Below are 19,836 nucleotides of genomic sequence, written 5' to 3'. Positions count from 1 at the left end.
TCGCGGCAGGGGGCGCCGAAGATAGGTTGGTTTGTATGCTCCAGGAGCATCCGCCGGAAATACAAGCGCCTTCAGCCGCTGACCTGCGCGAGGCGGCGCGGCTTCGGGCTGTCGAACGTTTCGATATTCTGGACACGCCGCGCGAAGCGTCGTTCGACCGCATTACGCGATTGATCAAGACTGTCTTCGATGTCCCGATCGCCATAATCTCGGTCATTGACGGGCACCGCCAATGGTACAAGGCCTGCGAGGGCCTGATGACAAATGAAGTCGCACGCAAGGACACATTCTGCCAGTACACGATCCTTCAGGAAGAACCCCTGATTGTCGCCGACGCGACGAAGGATCCACGTTTCGCCGGCAACCCCCTCGTCACGAACGATCCCCATATCCACTTCTACGCAGGCGTGCCACTGCGCAGCCGTGACGGCCACAACATCGGCAGTGTCTGCGCGATTGGCTATGCGCCAAGGGAATTTGGTGGCCGCGACATCGCAATCCTCCAGGATTTCGCCGACCTTGCCATGGACGAGCTGGAACTGCGCCAGCATGCCTCCAGCGATGCGCTGACCGGCGTTCTGTCGCGGCGGGCATTCGTCGATCAGGGTGGCAGGGCCTTTGCGCTTGCGCAGCGGCAGCGCTTCGACTTCTCCTGCATTGTCTTCGATGTCGACCATTTCAAATCGGTCAACGACAATTTCGGCCATGCCGCGGGCGACAAGGTTCTGGCTGGTGTGGCCCGGCAATGCAGCGCCACCTTGCGGGATGTCGACATATTCGGGCGCATCGGTGGTGAGGAATTCGCGGTGCTTCTCTACGCCGGCCGCAACGGCGCGCTTGAATCCGCAGAGCGGCTGCGCGGCACCATCGAGGCCATGCGGCTCGCACACGGCACGCATGAAATACGGATCACCGCGAGCTTCGGTGTTGCCGCGTTCGATCCTGCGACCGGCAATTTGCAGGAGCTGATCGAACGCGCTGACGCGGCCATGTATCGCTCGAAACATGCCGGCCGCAATCGAACCACAGCCTGGAATTCCGCCGGGCACGATCAGGCGCGGCCGCGACGCAGGGTGCTGAAGGCCGGCCAGATCGTCTTCAACAAACGCATGTCGACCATCGACTGCACGGTTCGTAGCCTCGGCGAGGATGGCGCTACCATTGACGTTTCGAACATCGCCGGCATTCCCGGCCAGTTCGTGCTGGCCATCAGGGCGGATCGGTTCGAGGCGAAATGCCGGGTCGTCGCCCAGGCCGAAAGACGTCTGGAACTCGCTTTCGATTGAACCAGCATCATTCGATCTCGTCCGCGCCGCTTGGTGTTGGCGATGAACTGCATTATCTCAGGCCAGCCGCCGTCCTGGGTTAGCCACCGTCTGAGGAAATGCCGTCATGTCCGTTACCAAGGAAATCGTCACCGAGCGTCTGAAGACGGTCAACGGGCCGGACTTCACCGGCAACATCGTCGACCTCGGCATGGTTTCCGAGATTTTCATCGCCGATGGCAAGGTTTTCTTCTCGATCACCGTTCCCGCCGCCAGGGCGCAGGAGATGGAGCCGTTGCGCGCCGCCGCCGAGCGCGTGGTGAAGGCCATTCCCGGCGTTGCCGGCGCGGTCGTCGCGCTGACGGCCGAAAAGAAGGGCGGCGGCATGGAAGCGCCGGTTCCATCGCGGCCTGCGCCCAGGCCAGCACCGCCGGCTCCGTCCGCAGCCCCGCGCTCAGCTCCGCATGCCCCAGCCTCGCAGAGTTCAGGCAAGCGTGGCGTGCCCGGTATCGAGGCAATCATCGCAGTCGCCTCGGGCAAGGGCGGCGTCGGCAAGTCGACCACCGCCGTCAACATCGCGCTTGGCCTCGCCGCCAACGGCCTCAGGGTCGGCGTGCTTGATGCGGACATCTACGGCCCGTCCATGCCCAAGCTGCTCAACATTCATGGCCGGCCGCAGACGGTTGACGGCAAGATCTTGAAACCGATGGAGAATTACGGCCTCAAGGTGATGTCGATGGGCTTCCTCGTCGATGAGGAGACGCCGATGATCTGGCGCGGCCCAATGGTGATGTCGGCGCTGACGCAGATGCTGCGCGAAGTCGAGTGGGGCCGGCTCGACGTGCTCGTCGTCGACATGCCGCCCGGCACCGGCGACGCGCAGCTGACCATGGCGCAGCAGGTGCCGTTGGCCGGCGCCGTCATCGTCTCGACGCCGCAGGACCTGGCGCTGATCGATGCCCGCAAGGGATTGAACATGTTCAAGAAGGTCGACGTGCCGCTGCTCGGCATCGTCGAGAACATGAGTTATTTCATCGCTCCGGATACGGGCAAACGCTACGATATCTTTGGCCATGGCGGCGCCCGCCGCGAAGCTGAGCGCCTCGGCGTCACCTTCCTCGGCGAAGTGCCGCTTGAAATGGGCATCCGCGAAAGCTCGGATGCCGGTGCACCCGTGGTGGCGTCGAAGCCCGATAGCGCTGAAGCCAAAATCTATCGCGACATTGCCTCGAAGGTCTGGGACCGGGTCAACGAGGAACGCGGCGCGGCCGAAGCGGCGGTGCCGAGCATCGTCTTCGAGTAAGCCCCTGAGGAGAGAAGGTCAGCCGCCGACCTTTTCCCCAAAATTCGAAAAGAACTGACCCGCCAGTTTCTTCGAGGTCGATTCGATCAGCCGGCTGCCAAGCTGGGCGATCTTGCCGCCAACTTCGGCCTTGGCTGCATATTTCAAGATCGTGGCATCCGATCCATCCTCGGTCAGCGTCACGTCGGCACCGCCCTTAGCAAAGCCGGCGATGCCGCCCTTGCCTTCGCCCTGGATGGTGTAGGAATGCGGCGGCTTGAGGTTTTTCAGCGTCACTTCGCCGTTGAAGGTCGCCTTGATCGGCCCGATCTTCAACACTACTGTCGCCGCCATCTCGGTTGGTGACTTCATCTCGAGGCTCTGGCAGCCGGGAATCGTCGCCTTCAAAACCTCGGGATCGTTCAGCGCCTCCCACACTTTTTGCAGGGGTGCGGCAATGCGCTCCTCGCCTTCGATCACTAAAGCCATGAAAACCTCCCGCACAAGACTTCACGAAGGCCTAACGCACGGCCGGGTGCGTGTCTATCGCACCAAAGTCCGGATTCAGATCACGCGTCCCCTTGCTTGCATTGACGCGTTGTCATATCGATTTGTCATACAAATACGGAGACCGTGATGGCAGGCGCCCCCACCAGAAAGAAGAAATTTCGCTCGCAGGAGTGGTTCGACAACCCCGACAACCCGGGCATGACAGCGCTCTACCTGGAGCGTTACCTGAACTACGGACTGACGCGCGCCGAACTGATGTCGGGCAAGCCGCTGATCGGCATCGCCCAGACCGGCTCGGACCTGTCGCCTTGCAACCGGCACCATATCGAGCTCGCCAAGCGCGTGCGCGAGGGCATCGTCTCGATGGGCGGCATCCCCTTCGAATTCCCCTGCCACCCGATCCAGGAGACCGGCAAGCGCCCGACCGCCGCACTCGACCGCAACCTGGCTTATCTCAGCCTGGTCGAAGTGCTCTACGGCTATCCGCTCGACGGTGTCGTGCTGACCATCGGCTGCGACAAGACCACGCCGGCGCTGCTTATGGCGGCGGCCACCGTCAACATCCCCGCCATCGCACTGTCGGTCGGCCCGATGCTCAATGGCTGGCACAAGGGCAAACGCACGGGGTCCGGCACCATCGTCTGGGAATCGCGCCAACGCCTGTCGGCCGGCGAGATCGGCTATGACGAGTTCATGGACATCGTCGCTTCCTCGGCGCCGTCCACCGGCTATTGCAACACCATGGGCACCGCCACCACGATGAATTCGCTGGCCGAGGCGCTGGGCATGCAATTGCCGGGCTCGGCCGCCATTCCCGCGCCCTACCGCGAGCGCGGCCAGATTTCCTACGAGACGGGAAAACGCATCGTCGAGATGGTGCATGAGGACCTCAAGCCGTCCGACATCATGACGCGCAAGGCTTTCGAGAACGCCATCGTCGTCAATTCGGCGATCGGCGGTTCCACCAATGCGCCGATCCATCTCAACGCAATCGCCCGCCATCTTGGCGTGCCGCTTACCAATGACGACTGGCAGGAGATCGGTCTCAAGGTGCCGCTCATCGTCAATCTGCAGCCGACGGGCGAATATCTCGGCGAAGACTACCATCACGCCGGCGGCGTGCCGGCCGTGGTCGCCGAACTGTTGAAGGGCGGGCTGTTGCCGCATCCCGATGCCCTGACCGTCAACGGCAAGTCGATCGGCGACAATTGCAAGGATGTCGCCAACGAAAACACCGACGTCATCCGTACAGTTGCCGCACCGCTGAAAGCCAATGCCGGCTTCATCAACCTCAGCGGCAATCTGTTCGATTCGGCAATCATGAAGACCAGCGGCATCTCGCCGGAATTTCGCGAGCGCTACCTGTCCAACCCGAAGGATCCGGAGGCCTTCGAAGGTAACGCCATGGTCTTCGACGGGCCCGAGGACTATCACGCCCGCATCGACGATCCGGCGCAAGGCATCGACGAGCACACCATCCTGTTCATGCGCGGCGCCGGTCCGGTCGGCTATCCCGGCGGTGCCGAGGTCGTCAACATGCAGCCGCCGGCCTATCTCATCAAGAAGGGCATCCATGCGCTGGCTTGCATCGGCGATGGCCGCCAGTCGGGAACGTCGGGCTCGCCGTCGATCCTGAATGCCTCGCCTGAAGCCGCGATCGGCGGAGGACTGGCGCTGCTCAAGACCGGTGACCGTGTTCGCATCGATCTGAACAAGGCTACCGCCAACATTCTCGTATCGGACGACGAAATCGCACGGCGCCGCGCCGAGTTGCAGAACAATGGTGGCTACCACTATCCCAAGCACCAGACGCCATGGCAGGAGATCCAGCGCGGCATGGTCGACCAGTTCGACGAGGGCATGGTGCTGAAGCCGGCGGTGAAATACCAGGATGTCGCGCACACCAGCGGCGTGCCCAGGGACAATCATTGATTGCTCCGGGGACAATCACTGATTGTTCTGAGGGGCACCGCCTTTTGGCAGGTGGCTTACACAAACGACAAACGGCGGCTTGATCCGGATCAAGCCGCCGTTTGTCTTCCTTGACAAGCGCGCGCAACAAATCCACCATCAAGACAAGGGGTGCATCGCGACGACCCCGTGAGGCGTCAGCCCAACGTTCGCGTCCAAGCTTCTCTTCCGGGAGGTGGACGCCATGCCGTCAACAACTGCTATCACCGTATCGCAACTGTCCCGTCTGGTTGGTCTGCCGGGTGCGCCTGTCATCATCGATGTTCGCATCGAAGAGGATTTCGACGCCGATCCGCGCCTGCTGCCGGCCTCATGCCGACGCAATTTCAAAACCGTTTCGACCTGGGCCACCGAATTTGCCGGCAGGCAAGTCTCGGTCGTCTGTCAGAAAGGTCAAAAACTCTCGCAGGGCGTGGCCGCATGGCTGCGGCACGAGGGAATTTCCTCTGAATCCCTCGAAGGCGGCTTCGAAGCCTGGCGCGACGCAAATGAGCTTTTGGTCCGCACCGAAAAGCTGCCGCCGCGCGACGAAAAAGGCCGCACGGTGTGGGTGACGCGGTCCCGCCCGAAGGTCGACCGCATCGCTTGTCCCTGGCTGATCCGGCGTTTCGTCGATCCCGACGCCGTCTTCCTGTTTGTCGAGGCGGCCGAAGTGGCTTCCGTGGCTGACCGCTTCAAGGCGGTGCCGTTCGACATCGACAATGTGTTCTGGAGCCATCGCGGCGAACGCTGCACCTTTGATACGATGATTGAGGAGTTCGGGCTGGACTCCACAGCGCTCCATCGCCTTGCCTCGATCGTACGCGCAGCCGACACGGCAAGCCTCGATCTGGTTCCCCAGGCGGCCGGCTTTCTGGCAGCCTCGCTTGGTCTGTCGCGGATGTTTCGCGACGATCTGGAACAGCTGGAAGCAGGCATGCTGCTCTACGATGCGTTCTTCCGTTGGTGTCGCGACGCCACCGAGGAAACGCACAATTGGCCCGCTGCCGGCGCGGGCAAACCGTCGTGAGCGCTCTTGTCCCGGAGAATAGAGTGGTGAGCGTCGAGGCGCCGGCTGCGCCGAACTTTGCCGAAGCCCTGAAGGTCTGGGCGAAAATCGGAGTGCTCAGCTTCGGCGGGCCGGCCGGGCAGATCGCCTTGATGCACAGGGAATTGGTCGAGGAGCGGCGCTGGATCGGGGAACAGCGTTTCCTGCATGCGCTGAATTACTGCATGCTGCTGCCTGGTCCGGAAGCTCAGCAACTCGCCATCTACATCGGCTGGCTGCTGCACAGGACGATTGGCGGCCTCGTCGCCGGCATCCTGTTCGTCGTGCCCGGTGCGCTTGTCATGCTCGGGTTGAGCAGCCTCTACGTGCTCTATGGCGACATGCCGCTCGTCGAGGCGCTGTTTTTCGGGGTGAAGGCGGCGGTGCTTGCCATTGTCATCGAGGCGGTGGTCCGGATCGGACGGCGTGCCCTGAAAAACCCGGTCATGATATCGATCGCGGTTGCGGCCTTCATCGCCATCTATGCGTTGAACGTGCCGTTTCCGCTCATCATCCTGCTCGCCGGTCTGACAGGGTGGCTGGCAGACCGCATTGCTCCCGGCCTGTTCTCCGGCTCCGCGCATGGCAAGGGCGATGTCGTCGACATCAAAGGAGCGGTCGACCTGATGTTCGAGCGTGGCGAGCTGACCCATGTCAAGCCGACCAGATGGCATGCACCGCGCACGGTCGCCATCTGGCTGCCGATCTGGTTCGGACCGGTTCTCGTGATCTGGTGGTGCACCGGCTCTGCCAGTGTGTGGACCGAGATAGGCAGGTTCTTCAGCCTGATGGCGGTCGTCACCTTCGGCGGTGCCTATGCGGTGCTGGCCTATGTCGCGCAGGCAGCCGTCCAGTCCTTCGGCTGGCTCGCCCCCGGCGAAATGGTCGACGGACTTGGGCTTGCCGAGACCACGCCTGGTCCGCTCATTCTGGTGTTGCAGTTTGTCGGCTTCATCGCCGCGTTCCGCCACTCCGGATCACTCAATCCGCTGCTGGCGGGATCGCTTGGAGCGCTGCTGACCTTGTGGGTGACGTTCACGCCGTGCTTCTTCTGGATATTCCTCGGCGCGCCCTATATCGAGGCCTTGCGCGGCAACAAGGCATTGTCGGCCGCACTGGGCGCGATCACCGCCGCAATTGTCGGCGTCATCATGAATCTCGCTCTGTGGTTCGCCTTGCACGTCGTTTTCCGTGAGGTGCACGCAATAAGCCTCGGCATGAATCTGCCGGTGCTCTCGTCGATCGACTGGCGGGCGGCGCTGCTTTCCTGTGCCGCAATGATCGCCATCCTGAAGCTCAAGATCGGCGTGCTACCGACACTCGCCGGATCGGCTCTGGCTGGTGTCTTGCTGTTGGCGGTAGGAGGCTAGATCTTCGCCTGCCTTTGTATTCCGCTTGCGCACCACCTAAGTGGCTGGAAACGGATTGAGACATCATGGCGCAACGACGCTCTTCCCTTGGCTTCCTCGGAATGTTTGGCCGCTCGGGCGACCTCAGGCAGCTCGATACGGCATTGCGCGGCGCCGATCTTCACCCCGCGCTAGTGCCTGAGGGGGTAAAACTCACCATCGTCAATCTGATGAAGGATCGCTGGCCCGGCGAGCCGCCCAGCCAGGCCTATCCGGACGTGGCGCAACTGTTCAGCTATTGCGTTGCCGGGCCGGAAACCTTCGAAAGCTCGCATGGCTTGCAGCTGCGGCAGGACGTGGAACGCCGGATCGAGGCCGCAGTGGAGGCCGGCGACAGCTTCGACGCGCAAATCGTGCTGATGGCGCTGCACGCCAAGTTGATCAATGCCGAGGTCGTCGACCGCTACGGACTGGGCACGGACTGATCTATTTTGAGAGGAAGGGGCCTACCCGCCCATATTGGCGCGCGGCAGTTTGATCATGTCGCCGAAGCGGGCGCGCAGTCTGTCGTCGAGCGGCTTTGGCACATGGCGTGGGAACCGCTCGGCAAGCACGCGCTTCTTCTCGATGATCGCGCGCTGCAATATGTCGGGCCGGCCCTTCTCGTTCCATTCCTTCGGTGAAAAGCGGTCGCCGACGGCCGGATAGAAATACTCGGTCTGCATCAGCCGCAGCGTCTGCTCGTTGCCGAGATAGTGTCCGGGCCCCTTCAGGCAGACATCAGTGATGGTGTCGATCGACAGCGATTCATCAGACACTTCGATTCCGCGCACGCAGCGCAGGCAATGGCCAAGCATGTCATTGTCGATGATCAGGCTTTCCAGGCAGAAGCCGAGCAGCGAGGCATGCATGCCGGCGGATTCATAGACCAGGTTGAGCCCGGCAAGACCGGCCATCACATCGGTGATGCCCTTTTCGTAGCCGGACTGGATGTCGGGCAGTTTCGAATCCGTCATGCCGGCGGCCGAACCGCCCGGCAGATCGTAGAACTGCGCCATCTGTGCGCAGGCTGCGGTCAGCACCGCCTGTTCGGCCGAGCCGCCCGACATGGCGCCTGTCCGCAGATCCGAAACGAACGGCCAGGTGCCGAAGATCGCTGGATGCCCTGGCTTGATGGCATTGACATAGACCAGACCGGCCAGCACTTCGGCCACCGCTTGCACGACGGCGCCGGCAATTGCCGCCGGCGCGGTGGCGCCGGCCTGTCCGGCCGACAAAAGCAGGATCGGGATGCCGCCCTCGACGCAGGCCTCGAGCACGCCGCAGGCGTCCTCGGCGAATTTCATCGGTGGCACGACAAAGCAGTTGGAGTTCGACACGAACGGCCGGGCGCGGAAATTTTCTTCGCCGCCGGCAATGGCATAGAGCATTTCGAGCGCCGGCTGCACGTTCTCGCGCACCGTGAACGAGGTGCCGACATGCTTGGAGGTGCCCATCACGCAGGCGTAGAGCGTGTTGAAGTCCATTTCGAGCGGATCGGGAATATCGCGCGGCACCATAGGCCGCTGGAAGAAATGGATGTTGTCGAGCCCTTCGACGAGGCGGGCCGCGTCATAGATGTCCTGCAGCAGCGATTCGCGGTACTCGCGCTTCTCGACATCGACCAGATGGACGGCGGCTCCAGCCGTGCCGTAATGCACACGCTTGCCCTGGATCAGCATGTCGTGTTTCGGATCCTGGCCGTGCAAGGTGAAATTCCGCGCTGCCTTCTTGATCGTGTCGAGCACCAGCGCGCGCGGAAAGCGAATACGGCCATCATCGCCATAGGTGGCGCCGGCCTGGGTCAGCGCCTCGATGCAGGAGGGGATGGCATTGGCGAAGCCGACGGTCTCCAGGAGCGTCAGCACCGCCTCGTGGATGCGTTCCTGGTCGTTGCCCTTCAACGGTCCGTAGCTGCCGCCTTCGAGGCCGGCGCGCACCGGCTTGATGTCGTCAGCCAAGGGCGCTGCCCGCATGGCGCGACGTGCTTCGCGTCCACCGGAGCGGCGCGAGCGCTGATCCGCCGCCGCTTCCTGCTTTTCAAGGACCACTGACATGGAGACACTCCACCTTTTCTCGGAAACAGGGCGGCGGTTGGTCCACCATCGGCTGCTTCTTCCCCTTTATGCCACGACTATGCCGCCGGCATTGGCACAGCCTATGGGCCAGCCTGTCCGGTTGCATGTGCCAGAGCTAAAGGCGCCGGAGCCACTGCTGGTGGCTCCGGCGAAAAGGGATCAGGCAGCTGCCGGTCTGCGGCCGGCCGCGGTGGCGAGTTCCCGTATGCCTGGCTCGATGTGCTGCAGCGCGATTGAGGAAATGCCCAACCGCATGAAGCGCGAGGGCTTTTCGGTGCGGTCGAAGAAGCGGTCGCCGGGCTCGATGATAACGCTGCGCGAGGCCGCGGCCTCGGCCAAGCCGCGGGAATCGGTGCCGCGCGGCCCCTCGAGCCAGAGCGATGTGCCGCCGGCCGAGTCGGTCGAGCGCCATTCCGGCAGGAAAGCGGAAATCGCATGGACCAGACGCTTCCGACGTTCGTCGAAGGCACTCGACAGGCGCCGCACCAGTGCCTCGTGATGGCCGAGCGACAGGAAGAGTGCCACGGCGCGCTGGTTGTTGGCCGGCGGATGCCGCAGCATGAAACGGCGCAGCGCCCTGAGCTCGGAGATAAGTCCAGCGGACGCCACGATGTAGCCAAGCCGCAGGCCAGGAGCCAGCGTCTTCGACATCGAGCCGACATAGACGACGCGGCCTGAACGATCGAGGCTCTTCAGCGCCTGCTGCGGCGCCTCATCGAGAAGCTGGCTGTCATAGCCGTCCTCGATGATGATCTGGTTGTGCCGGTTGGCGCGCGCCAGCAGATCCTGCCGACGCTCCGCCGACAGCGGCACCATGGTCGGGCAATGGTGGCTCGGCGTAACGAATACGAAGCCGGAATCATTGGAAATAGAGGAGGTTACGATGCCGGACTGATCGACCGGCACCGGCTGGATCTCTGCGCCCGCAAGCCGGAAGATCGAGCGCGCGTCGGGATAGCCGGGGTCTTCCATCGCCACCTTTGAGCCCTTGGTCATCAAAAGCGTCGCCAGCATGTAGAGCGCATTCTGGGCGCCCAGCGTGACGATGATTTCGTCCGGGTTGGCGAAGATGCCGCGCCGGGGCAAGAGCCGCGCCTGGATCTGCTCGATCAAGAGCGGATCGTCGCGGTCGACCATATCGGACGCCCAGTTGCGGATTTCGAGCACGGCCAGCGCCATGCGGTTGCACTCTCGCCACTCGGCGGTCGGGAACAGCGTGGGGTCGAACTGACCGTAGACGAAGGGATAGGACGACTTGATCCAGTTCTCGTGCTTGGCCGGCGGCGGCATGTCGCTGGCGGCAATCTGCCGGCGTGCCTTCCAGTCGATCTCATTGGCCTGGTCGGGCGCCTTCTGGTGCGGCTTGGCCGGCGTCGCCAGCACGTCGGGATTGACGAAATGGCCGCGCCTCTCACGCGCCACCAGGAAACCCTGGTCGACGAGCTGCTGGAAGGCCAGCACCACTGTTCCGCGCGCCACGCCGAGTTTTTCGGCCAGGATCCGGCAGGAGGGGAGCGGCATCGAAGCGGCGATCTGGCGGTCGAGAATGGCGGCCACGATGGCTTGGCGGATCTGCGCCTGCAGGGTCTGGCCGGATTCAGCCGAAATCCGGAACAGGCCGGACCATATCGCCGTGTCGTTTCTCTGTGGCATGGAAGATGTTCCTCGATGGCCAACTTTTTTCGCTTGGCTGGACCAGTCGAATGTAACGGTGGCACAAGGGGTTGCGCCAATCAATTTTTCTGATCTTTGGGATTTATGCCAGTGATCCTTCCGGGCGAAATCCGGCGCTGCAACCTCCCTGAGCGACACATTGTGTCATCGCATCGTGATGCGATGCGGCATCGCCGCGTATTGACCGCACGGAGTTCGGCTCAATAGTTGTGCCGCGACGACACGCGCCGGAAACATCCGGTCTGATATGGTGCATCCAAAACGCCAGGAGCTACCCGCCAGTGGATAAGTCAGCCTTCCAGAAACAGCTTGCCGCCTTGCGCGACCATCGCGCCGCGGCACCTGCCAGCATGCGGCAGGCCTTCGCCGCCGATCCGCAGCGGTTTGCGACATTCTCCGCCACCGATGACAATCTGTTGCTCGACTGGTCGAAATGCGCCGTCGACGCGACCACCATGGATTTGCTGGAAAAGCTCGCTGGAGCCGCCGATCTCGAAGGCCGCCGTGCGGCCATGTTTGCCGGCAAGAAGATCAACATCACCGAAGATCGCGCGGTGCTGCACACGGCACTGCGCAATCTCAGCGGCAAGGGCGTCACGGTCGACGGCCAGGACGTCAAGAAGGATGTCCTTTCCGTGCTCGATGCGATGGGCGCCTTCGCCGACGCCATCCGCTCCGGCAAGGCGCCCGGTGCCACCGGCGAGAAGATCACCGACATCGTCAACATCGGCATTGGCGGCTCCGACCTCGGTCCGGCCATGGCAACGCTGGCGCTGGCGCCCTACCATGACGGGCCGCGCGCCCACTATGTCTCCAACATCGACGGCGCCCATATCCATGACACGCTGAAGGATCTGTCCGCCGAAACCACGCTGTTCATCATCGCTTCCAAGACCTTCACCACCGTCGAGACGATGACCAATGCGCAGACGGCGCGTGACTGGGTGCAGAAGGCGCTCGGCAAGGAAGCGGTCGGCAAGCATTTCGCCGCCGTCTCGACCGCGCTCGACCTGGTGGCCAAGTTCGGCATCGCGCCCGATCGCGTCTTCGGCTTCTGGGACTGGGTCGGCGGCCGCTATTCTGTCTGGGGCGCCATTGGCCTTCCCGTCATGATCGCCGTCGGTCCAAGGAATTTCCGCGCCTTCCTCGATGGCGCGCATGAGATGGACGAGCATTTCCGCACCGCACCGCTGGCGAAGAACCTGCCGGCGCTGCTGGGGCTGGTCGGCTGGTGGCATCGCGTCATCTGCCAATATCCGGCCCGCGCGGTCATCCCCTATGATCAGCGCCTGTCCCGACTGCCGGCCTATCTGCAGCAACTGGATATGGAATCGAACGGCAAGGGCGTTACCCTCGACGGCACTCCGGTGGCGACGCCGACCGGGCCGCTGGTCTGGGGCGAGCCGGGCACCAATGGCCAGCACGCCTTCTTCCAGTTGCTGCACCAGGGCACCGACTTCATTCCAGTCGAGTTCCTTGCCGCGGCCGTTGGCCACGAGCCTGAGCTCAAGCATCAGCACGATCTGTTGCTCGCCAATTGCCTGGCGCAGTCGGAAGCTCTGATGAAAGGCCGCACGTTGGACGAGGCGCGCGCGCAGATGCTGTCCAAGGGCATGAAGCCGGCTGACGTCGACAAGATCGCCCCGCATCGCGTCTTCTCCGGCAACCGGCCCTCGGTGACCATCCTCTATCGCAAGCTTGACCCGCGCACCTTTGGCCGGCTGATCGCGCTCTACGAACACCGCGTCTTCGTCGAAGGCACGCTCTACAACATCAATTCCTTCGACCAGTGGGGCGTCGAACTCGGCAAGGAACTGGCGACCGGCCTTCTGCCTGTCGTCGAAGGCAAGGAAAGTGCCGCCAAGCGTGACGCGTCGACCGCTGGCCTTGTGGGATACATCCACCAATTGCGTGGTTCGGAGTGAACGATTTGGCAGACATCAAGGGAATACTGTTCGACAAGGACGGGACACTTGTCGACTTCAACGCGACCTGGCTCGGCGTGGCCGACTTCATGGCCATGGACGCGTCCGATGGCGACCGCTGGAAAGCCGACAGGCTGCTTGCGGCCGCCGGCTTCGATTTCACCAACCGGCGCTTCAAGCCCGATTCGATCTTTGCCTCCGGCACCAATCTCGATGTTGTCGAATTGTGGTTTCCGCGCCTGTCCAACGAGGACCAGATGCTGGCCGTCGCCCGCTTCAACGAGATCACCTCGGTGCAGGGCTCGACGATGGCGGTGGCGCTGCCGGGTATCGTCGACACATTGGCGGCACTGCATAAGAGATCCTACCGGCTCGGCGTCGCCACCAACGATTCGACCAGCGGTGCGGAAAAGACCTTGATCACGCTGGGTGTCGCCCAGCTGTTCGACGCCGCCTATGGCTACGACGCGGTGGCCAACCCAAAACCGGCGCCCGACACCATCCAGGCCTTTTGCGACCTTACCGGCCTGAAGCCGTCGGAGATCGCCATGGTCGGCGATAACAGGCACGATCTAGAAATGGCGCGCGCCGGCGGCTGCGGCCTGGCGGTGGGCGTGCTCTCCGGCACAGGTACGCGGGAATCGCTGGCCGAGATTGCCGACGTCATCCTGGATTCGGTTGCCGATTTGCCCGATTTCCTTTCGGCGCGGGTGAGGGAGACGGTTTGAGGGGAGGCTGGGGGTAAGTCAGCTCTGGCTTTCTCCCAAGTCACTGGTCTCGGTCGGGCATTGCCGCGAGGGCGAGGCGCAGAATATCTCCCATCCGAGCATCGTCTATGCCGTGATCGACTCTCGCCGATCTATGCACGACGACGAGATCAAGCGTTGGAACAACGACGATGTACTGCCCGCCGAAGCCGCTCGCATAGAAACTCGGCGCATGGACGCTCATGCTGTCGCCGGGCGCATTGGCCGCTGCCGTCCACCAGAGGTAGCCGTAGCCTCTCCCTTGTCCGATATCCGATTGTGGGAGAGTGCTTTCCCGAACCCAGCTCTCAGGGACGAGCTGGCGCCTTCCCCAGCGGCCTCCGCGAAGGTACAGCAGGCCAACTCGCGCGAGGTCACGGGCGGTCATGCTCAACTTGTAGACGGGGTGCAGGGATTCCCGGCCTCCAAGGTAGTAACCGTCCTCCCTTTCGAAGTCTTGCATTCCGAGAGGAACCGCTACTCGCGTGGCAAGCGCCTCGAACACGGTCTGGCCGGTCTGGCGCTCCAGTATCGTTCCGAGCACGTTGAAATCCCAGTTGTTGTAGAACCAGTGCGAACCGGGTGCATGGCTGCCGCGTTCCGGTCGCCCATGCTCCGTATTGTAGACCGAGGGCAGATAGACGCCTGACCGGGCGCACAGGAGGTCCGCGACCGTGGCTTGTTGCTCAGTTTGTGTGAGCGGCTGAAAATCGTCGATATGCAGATCCGCGAGCGTCGCGCTCAAATCGATCCTGCCTTCCGCAATGTAGATGCCGTAGAGGACGTTGATCAGGCTTTTCCGCACGGAAGCGACGCTCGACTTCCGAGCCACGCCACCCCATTGAAAAATGACGCTTCCGCCAGCGATGACCATCAGTGCCGTTGAGCGACCGTCGGCCAAATCGTGGGCAAGGGCGGCGAGGCGCTGGGTGGACCAACCAAGGCCTGCCGCCGATACTTCGGCCCACTCTACCTCCGGAAAGATCAGGCTATCCCTAGCGGACAGTGCTCGGTCGCCTGCCATTTCTCCTCCGAATCGTCGCCCTCGACCGGATTTTACATTGGAGAACAAATTCGAACACAGCGCATAACAAAGGTGAGCGTATGCAGACGGTCCACCTCAGTCATCGGCAGCGACTGGGGCTTCGCTTCCAGCGTTAATGCCCTTCCGGCTCGAAGCGAAAAACACCGCTCGGTCTGGTCGCAACACCCTTCGCGTCGCCGAAATCCGGCACCTCATATTCGGCCAGCAACCGCAACCGCGTCAGCGGCAGGTCGACGCGACGGGGATCGCCGACCAGAACCTCGATGCCGGCTGCCAGACAGCGATCGAGGAACGGGATAACCCGCAGAGCAACCTCGTGGCCGTAGAACACATCGCCGGCAAGCACTAGGTCGACCGCTGGCGGCGGACCCGCTGTGATGTCCTTGTCTAAAATGGCGATCTTGACCCCGTTCGCTGCGGCATTGAGATCTATAGCGGCAACGCCGTTGCGATCGATCTCGGCTGCGATCACCGCGCGCGCGCCAGCCTTGGCGGCGGCGATGCCGACAATGCCGGAGCCGGCGCCGAGGTCGAGCACCCGGCGTCCCGCCACGCTTATTGGATGGTCGAGGATGTAGCGTGCCAGCACTGTGCCGCCGGCCCAGGCATAGGCCCAGTAGGGCGGCTGTGGTTCGGGCGTTCCTTCGTTGGCATCGCCATCGTATTCAGCATCGACGAGGCACCGCAACCCACTGCCCGGATGGGCGGTGTAAAACAGGATTTCGGCAAGCGCGGGCACCGGGACAAGGCGCATGTTCGCCTTGATGAACTCCGCCGGGTCGAGGCGCGAGCGTCGGTCGGACGCGTCGTCGCCGATAAGATCATCACTCACTATTCGCGCAGCGCCCGGCGCAAAATCTTGCCGACCGGCGTCTTCGGCAATTCGGTCCTGAACTCGATGTATTTGGGCCGCTTGTAGCCCGTCAGGTTCTCGCGGCAGAAAGCGATGATGGCTTCAGCGGTCAGGGCGGGGTCCTTCTTGACGATGAACAGCTTCGGCACCTCGCCGGAATGCTCGTCCGGCACGCCGATCGCGGCCACTTCGAGCACGCCCGGATGCATCGCCACGACTTCCTCGAGTTCGTTCGGGTAGACGTTGAAGCCCGAGACCAGGATCATGTCCTTCTTGCGGTCGACGATCTTGGTGTAACCGCGCTCGTCCATGAAGCCCATGTCGCCGGATTTGAAATAGCCGTCCTTGGTCATCACCTTGGCGGTCTCGTCAGGCCGGTTCCAGTAGCCCGCCATCACTTGCGGTCCCCTGATGCAGATTTCGCCGACTTCGCCGAGCGGCAGATTGTTGCCGTCGTCGTCGCGGATGGCGATTTCCGTCGACGGCAGCGGCAGGCCGATCGTGCCGGTGAAGTCGCCGGAACTGAACTTGTTGGCGGTGGCCACCGGCGAGGTTTCGGAAAGTCCGTAACCTTCGGTGACAGGACAGCCGGTCAACGCCTTCCAGCGTTCGGCAACGCCCTTCTGCACCGCCATGCCGCCGCCCAGCGTCAGCACCAGCGGCTTGAAATCGAGCTTGCGGAAATCCTCATTGTTGAGCAGCGCGTTGAACAGCGTGTTGAGGCCGGGAAAGACGTGGACCGGATATCTCTTCAGCTCCTTGACGAAGCCCGGAATATCGCGCGGGTTGGGAATGAGCACATTGCGCGCACCCTGCTGCATGCCCATCAGCGCGTTCACCGTCAACGCGAAAATATGATAGAGCGGCAGCGCGCAGATGAAGTTCGGGTGCGCCGGTTTCGGCTTGATCGTATAGGCGTCTTCCATCCACTGCGCGTTCTGCACGACATTGGCGAGCACGTTGCTGTGCAGCAGCGTGGCGCCCTTCGAGACACCCGTGGTGCCGCCCGTATATTGCAGGAAGGCGACATCGCTGGCCTCTACCTTGGCCGGCTTGAAGCTGCCGCCGGCTCCCGCCTTCACGGCAGCGTTGAACTTGACGTGACCGGGCAGGGACCAGGCCGGCACCATCTTCTTCACACGGCGCACGACCAGATTGACGATCGTGCCCTTGAGGCCGCCGAGCATGTCACCCATGGCCGCGACCACGACGTGTTTGACCGCTGTCCTGGCGATCACCGCCTGCAAGGTGTTGGCGAAGTTTTCGAGAATGACGATGGCTTGTGCGCCGGAATCCTTGAGCTGGTGCTCCAGTTCGCGCGGCGTGTACAGCGGATTGATGTTGACCACGACATAGCCCGCACGAAGCACCGCCATCATCGCTATGGGATATTGCAGCACGTTCGGCATCATCAGGGCGACGCGAGCGCCCTTCTGCAGACCCTTTGACTGAAGATAGGCGCCGAAGGCAGCCGACAGCCGCTCGACATCGGTATAGCTGATGGACTTGTCCATGCAGGTGAAGGCCGGCTGGGCGGAAAACTGCTTGCAGGCGGCGACCAGGAAATCGCCGATCGAGCTGTAGGGCAAGGGACCAATTTCGGCCGGGACATTTTTCGGATAGCTCTTCAGCCACGGCTTTTCCGGCAACCCGGCGGCAAGCGCGGTGAGCGCCTTCGGCAGGCGCTTGGCGGTGGCCTCGACAGGTTTCGCGGCCGGCGAGGCTTTTGCTACGCCGTCTTTCGATGCCACTGCCTTGGTCGCTACAGTTTTCGCCGTCGGCTTTGCAGCGGACGTCGACTTTCCGGTCGCAGGCTTGGCCGGGGCTTTTGCTGCCGGCTTTGTGCGCGCCTGCGCGGGCACGATGGCTGCCTTCGGCTTGGCCGCGGCGGCTTTGGCGACTGGCGCTTTCGGCTTGACGGTTCCGGCAGCTGCTTTTGGAGCCGCCTTAGCCGATGCCTTCACTGGCGCCGTCGTCTTTGATGCCTTTGCCAACAGTCCCTCCCTGGGTCGTTGTTGTTCGCCTGTGCCGCGCTCGCCCTGAGATAACAGAGACGCCCTCCGCTGCCGCCAGCATGTCCATCTATGTATTGCCTCTATCGGCGACGGTGCAAGTCTTGCCCTTGCGGCAAGGCGCCGAAAGATTTGCCGCCGAAAATCTTTCCCGCCAGCGACACTTGGAACCGGCATCTTTCCCATCGATGGTCGGATGGAAACGCGGCGCGGTGCCGATGTCGCCGGATGCCGGATCAATAAAAAAATGCAGTCGTTAACAATACCGTGAATGGAAAGAACTGCTAATTTATTCTGCCATTTAGCAAAATCGCGGATTTTTTTCCTGCTTCCCGCGGGGTAAGCAAACGGGGTGTTCCAAAGCCCGAAAAACGGTGCTTATATGCGCGCTTCGCGAGCCTGATAGAGGGGCTTGGAAGAACATCAGGGAGTGCTCAATGAAAAAGAAACTCGCTTTTGCGGCCGCGTTGCTGGCTGCAAGCGTCCTGGGCGGCATGGCCAATGCGAAGACGCTTGTCTATTGCTCGGAAGCGTCGCCGGCCAATTTCGACCCGGGTACGACGACCGGCGGCAACGATTTCGATGCCTCGTCGCGTACCGTCTATTCGCGTCTTGTCGAGTTCAAGCACGGCGGCACCGAGGTCGAGCCCGGCCTCGCCGACAAGTGGGAAATCTCGGACGATGGCCTGGTCTATACTTTCCATCTGCATCCGGGCGTGAAGTTCCAGACCACCGACTATTTCAAGCCGACCCGCGATCTCAATGCGGATGACGTGGTCTTCTCCTTCGACCGCCAGTTCGACAAGCAGAACCCCTGGAACGGCGACAAGTACCTGCCGAACCTGACCTGGGACTACTACACCGGCATGGACATGCCGAAATACGTCGCCAAGTGGGAAAAGGTCGACGATCTCACCGTCAAGCTGACGCTGACCGAGCCGAACTCGCCGATGCTCGCCAATCTGGGCATGGACTTTGCGTCGATCGTATCGAAGGAATATGCCGACCAGCTGGAGAAGTCCGGCAAGATGGCCGATTTCTCCACCAAGCCGATCGGCACCGGTCCGTTCCAGTTCGTCGACTACCAGCTGGATTCGGTCATCCGCTATTCGGCCAACCCGGACTACTTCAAGGGCAAGGAGAAGATCGACGATCTCGTCTTCGCCATCACGCCTGACGCGACCGCCCGCATCCAGAAGGTGCTGGCCGGCGAATGCGACATCGCGCCCTATCCGAACCCGGCCGACATCGCCACCATCAAGGCCAACAAGGACGTGACCCTGATGGATCAGGCCGGCCTGAACATCGGCTATATGAGCTACAACACCACCATCCCGCCGCTCGACAAGCCTGAAGTGCGCCATGCACTCAACCAGGCGATCGACCGGGCATCGCTCATCAAGTCGCTGTTCCAGGATGCAGGCGCCACGCCTGCCGAAAACCTGATCCCACCGACGATGTGGTCGTGGAACAAGGATGTGAAGACAGACGCCTACGATCCGGATGCGGCCAAGAAAGTTCTGGCTGCTGCCGGTCTGACGGACATCCAGCTCTGGGCTTCCGACCGCGTTCGCCCGTACAACCCGAACTTCCAGCGCGCCGCCGAACTGATCCAGGCCGACTGGGCCAAGGTCGGCGTCAAGGCGGAGATCGTCAACTACGAATGGACGAAGTATCGCTCGGAAGGCAAGAAGAAGGACCGTCCAGGCGCCTTCCAGATCGGCTGGACCGGCGACAATGGCGATCCGGATAACTTCTTCGCCACGCTCTTCGCCTGCAACGCAATCGGCGTGTCGAACTACTCCAGCTGGTGCAACAAGGACTTCGAGGATCTGATCCAGAAGGCCAAGAAAACCAGCGACCAGGCCGAGCGTTCCAAGCTCTATGAGCAGGCGCAGGTGATCTTCGCCAAGGAAGCGCCCGCCTTCCTGCTGGTCCACAGCCAAGTCTATGCGGTCGTGCGCAACAATGTCAGCGGTTTCAAGATGGATCCGCTCGGCATTCACCGCTTCGACGGCGTTGACAAGGCCGAATAAGACTATAGAGCGGGGCGGCGCAAT

15 protein-coding genes are annotated in these 19,836 nt (G+C 62.4%); 9 read left to right on the top strand and 6 right to left on the bottom strand.

The genetic code is table 11. From position 1 onward, the window contains the following. The first annotated feature begins 35 nt into the window (after positions 1–35). Both ACZYHG_RS02950 and ACZYHG_RS02945 read left to right on the top strand, forming a co-directional pair. A complete protein-coding gene (locus tag ACZYHG_RS02950; RefSeq protein ID WP_464612461.1) occupies positions 36–1,286 on the top strand; it encodes a sensor domain-containing diguanylate cyclase in 1,251 nt (416 codons plus the stop codon). A 106-nt stretch (positions 1,287–1,392) separates the two neighbouring features. Further along, entirely contained in the window at positions 1,393–2,568 is a 1,176-nt protein-coding gene (locus ACZYHG_RS02945; RefSeq protein WP_464612460.1) for an Mrp/NBP35 family ATP-binding protein, read from the top strand. Positions 2,569–2,586: 18 nt separating this feature from the next. Here the strand turns inward: ACZYHG_RS02945 and ACZYHG_RS02940 are convergent, their stop codons facing one another. Further along, complete coding sequence (locus ACZYHG_RS02940) at positions 2,587–3,036, bottom strand: SRPBCC family protein (RefSeq protein ID WP_464612459.1); 450 nt, start codon at positions 3,034–3,036, stop codon at positions 2,587–2,589. A 147-nt stretch (positions 3,037–3,183) separates the two neighbouring features. Here ACZYHG_RS02940 and ACZYHG_RS02935 point away from each other — a divergent pair, with 147 nt between their 5' ends. The 4 genes from ACZYHG_RS02935 to ACZYHG_RS02920 all read left to right on the top strand — a co-directional run bounded on the left by ACZYHG_RS02935 (position 3,184) and on the right by ACZYHG_RS02920 (position 7,889). Next, entirely contained in the window at positions 3,184–4,989 is a 1,806-nt protein-coding gene (locus ACZYHG_RS02935; RefSeq protein WP_464612458.1) for an IlvD/Edd family dehydratase, read from the top strand. Positions 4,990–5,212: 223 nt separating this feature from the next. After that, positions 5,213–6,037, top strand: coding sequence for a chromate resistance protein ChrB domain-containing protein (locus ACZYHG_RS02930; protein ID WP_464612457.1), 825 nt, complete (start codon positions 5,213–5,215; stop codon positions 6,035–6,037). Next, positions 6,034–7,425, top strand: coding sequence for a chromate efflux transporter (chrA, locus tag ACZYHG_RS02925; RefSeq protein WP_464612456.1), 1,392 nt, complete (start codon positions 6,034–6,036; stop codon positions 7,423–7,425). The genes ACZYHG_RS02930 and chrA overlap by 4 nt, the downstream gene beginning before the upstream one ends. A 65-nt stretch (positions 7,426–7,490) precedes the next feature. Further along, entirely contained in the window at positions 7,491–7,889 is a 399-nt protein-coding gene (locus ACZYHG_RS02920; RefSeq protein WP_464612455.1) for a hypothetical protein, read from the top strand. Between the two features lie 21 nt (positions 7,890–7,910). Here ACZYHG_RS02920 and ACZYHG_RS02915 read toward each other — a convergent pair whose 3' ends face one another. Both ACZYHG_RS02915 and pdxR read right to left on the bottom strand, forming a co-directional pair. Further along, entirely contained in the window at positions 7,911–9,500 is a 1,590-nt protein-coding gene (locus ACZYHG_RS02915) for a trimethylamine methyltransferase family protein (RefSeq protein WP_464612454.1), read from the bottom strand. A 180-nt stretch (positions 9,501–9,680) separates the two neighbouring features. Beyond that, on the bottom strand, positions 9,681–11,174 hold the full coding sequence (pdxR, locus tag ACZYHG_RS02910) for a MocR-like pyridoxine biosynthesis transcription factor PdxR (RefSeq protein ID WP_027032881.1): 1,494 nt from the start codon (positions 11,172–11,174) through the stop codon (positions 9,681–9,683). A 302-nt stretch (positions 11,175–11,476) separates the two neighbouring features. Here pdxR and pgi point away from each other — a divergent pair, with 302 nt between their 5' ends. Both pgi and ACZYHG_RS02900 read left to right on the top strand, forming a co-directional pair. Continuing rightward, positions 11,477–13,120, top strand: a complete 1,644-nt coding sequence (gene pgi, locus ACZYHG_RS02905) for a glucose-6-phosphate isomerase (protein WP_464612453.1) — start codon at positions 11,477–11,479, stop codon at positions 13,118–13,120. Positions 13,121–13,125: 5 nt separating this feature from the next. Continuing rightward, a complete protein-coding gene (locus ACZYHG_RS02900; RefSeq protein ID WP_464612452.1) occupies positions 13,126–13,848 on the top strand; it encodes an HAD family hydrolase in 723 nt (240 codons plus the stop codon). 40 nt (positions 13,849–13,888) lie between these two features. Here the strand turns inward: ACZYHG_RS02900 and ACZYHG_RS02895 are convergent, their stop codons facing one another. The 3 genes from ACZYHG_RS02895 to ACZYHG_RS02885 form a co-directional block, all read right to left on the bottom strand. Next, positions 13,889–14,890, bottom strand: coding sequence for a serine hydrolase domain-containing protein (locus ACZYHG_RS02895; RefSeq protein WP_464612451.1), 1,002 nt, complete (start codon positions 14,888–14,890; stop codon positions 13,889–13,891). A 133-nt stretch (positions 14,891–15,023) separates the two neighbouring features. Then, positions 15,024–15,743 (bottom strand): class I SAM-dependent methyltransferase, encoded by a 720-nt coding sequence (locus ACZYHG_RS02890; protein ID WP_464612450.1) that lies wholly within the window; start codon positions 15,741–15,743, stop codon positions 15,024–15,026. Next, positions 15,743–17,758, bottom strand: a complete 2,016-nt coding sequence (locus tag ACZYHG_RS02885) for a long-chain-fatty-acid--CoA ligase (protein ID WP_464612449.1) — start codon at positions 17,756–17,758, stop codon at positions 15,743–15,745. The genes ACZYHG_RS02890 and ACZYHG_RS02885 overlap by 1 nt, the downstream gene beginning before the upstream one ends. Before the next feature lie 455 nt (positions 17,759–18,213). Between ACZYHG_RS02885 and ACZYHG_RS02880 the strand changes: the two genes are divergently transcribed. Further along, positions 18,214–19,812: an ABC transporter substrate-binding protein gene (locus ACZYHG_RS02880; RefSeq protein ID WP_027032885.1), complete on the top strand. Its 1,599-nt coding sequence runs from the start codon at positions 18,214–18,216 to the stop codon at positions 19,810–19,812. Positions 19,813–19,836: the final 24 nt, after the last annotated feature.

It is taken from the genome of Mesorhizobium subarcticum (genome assembly GCF_055456085.1).
The sequence above is the reverse complement of the archived record's forward strand: the minus strand, read 5'-3'. Positions and strand labels throughout refer to the sequence as shown.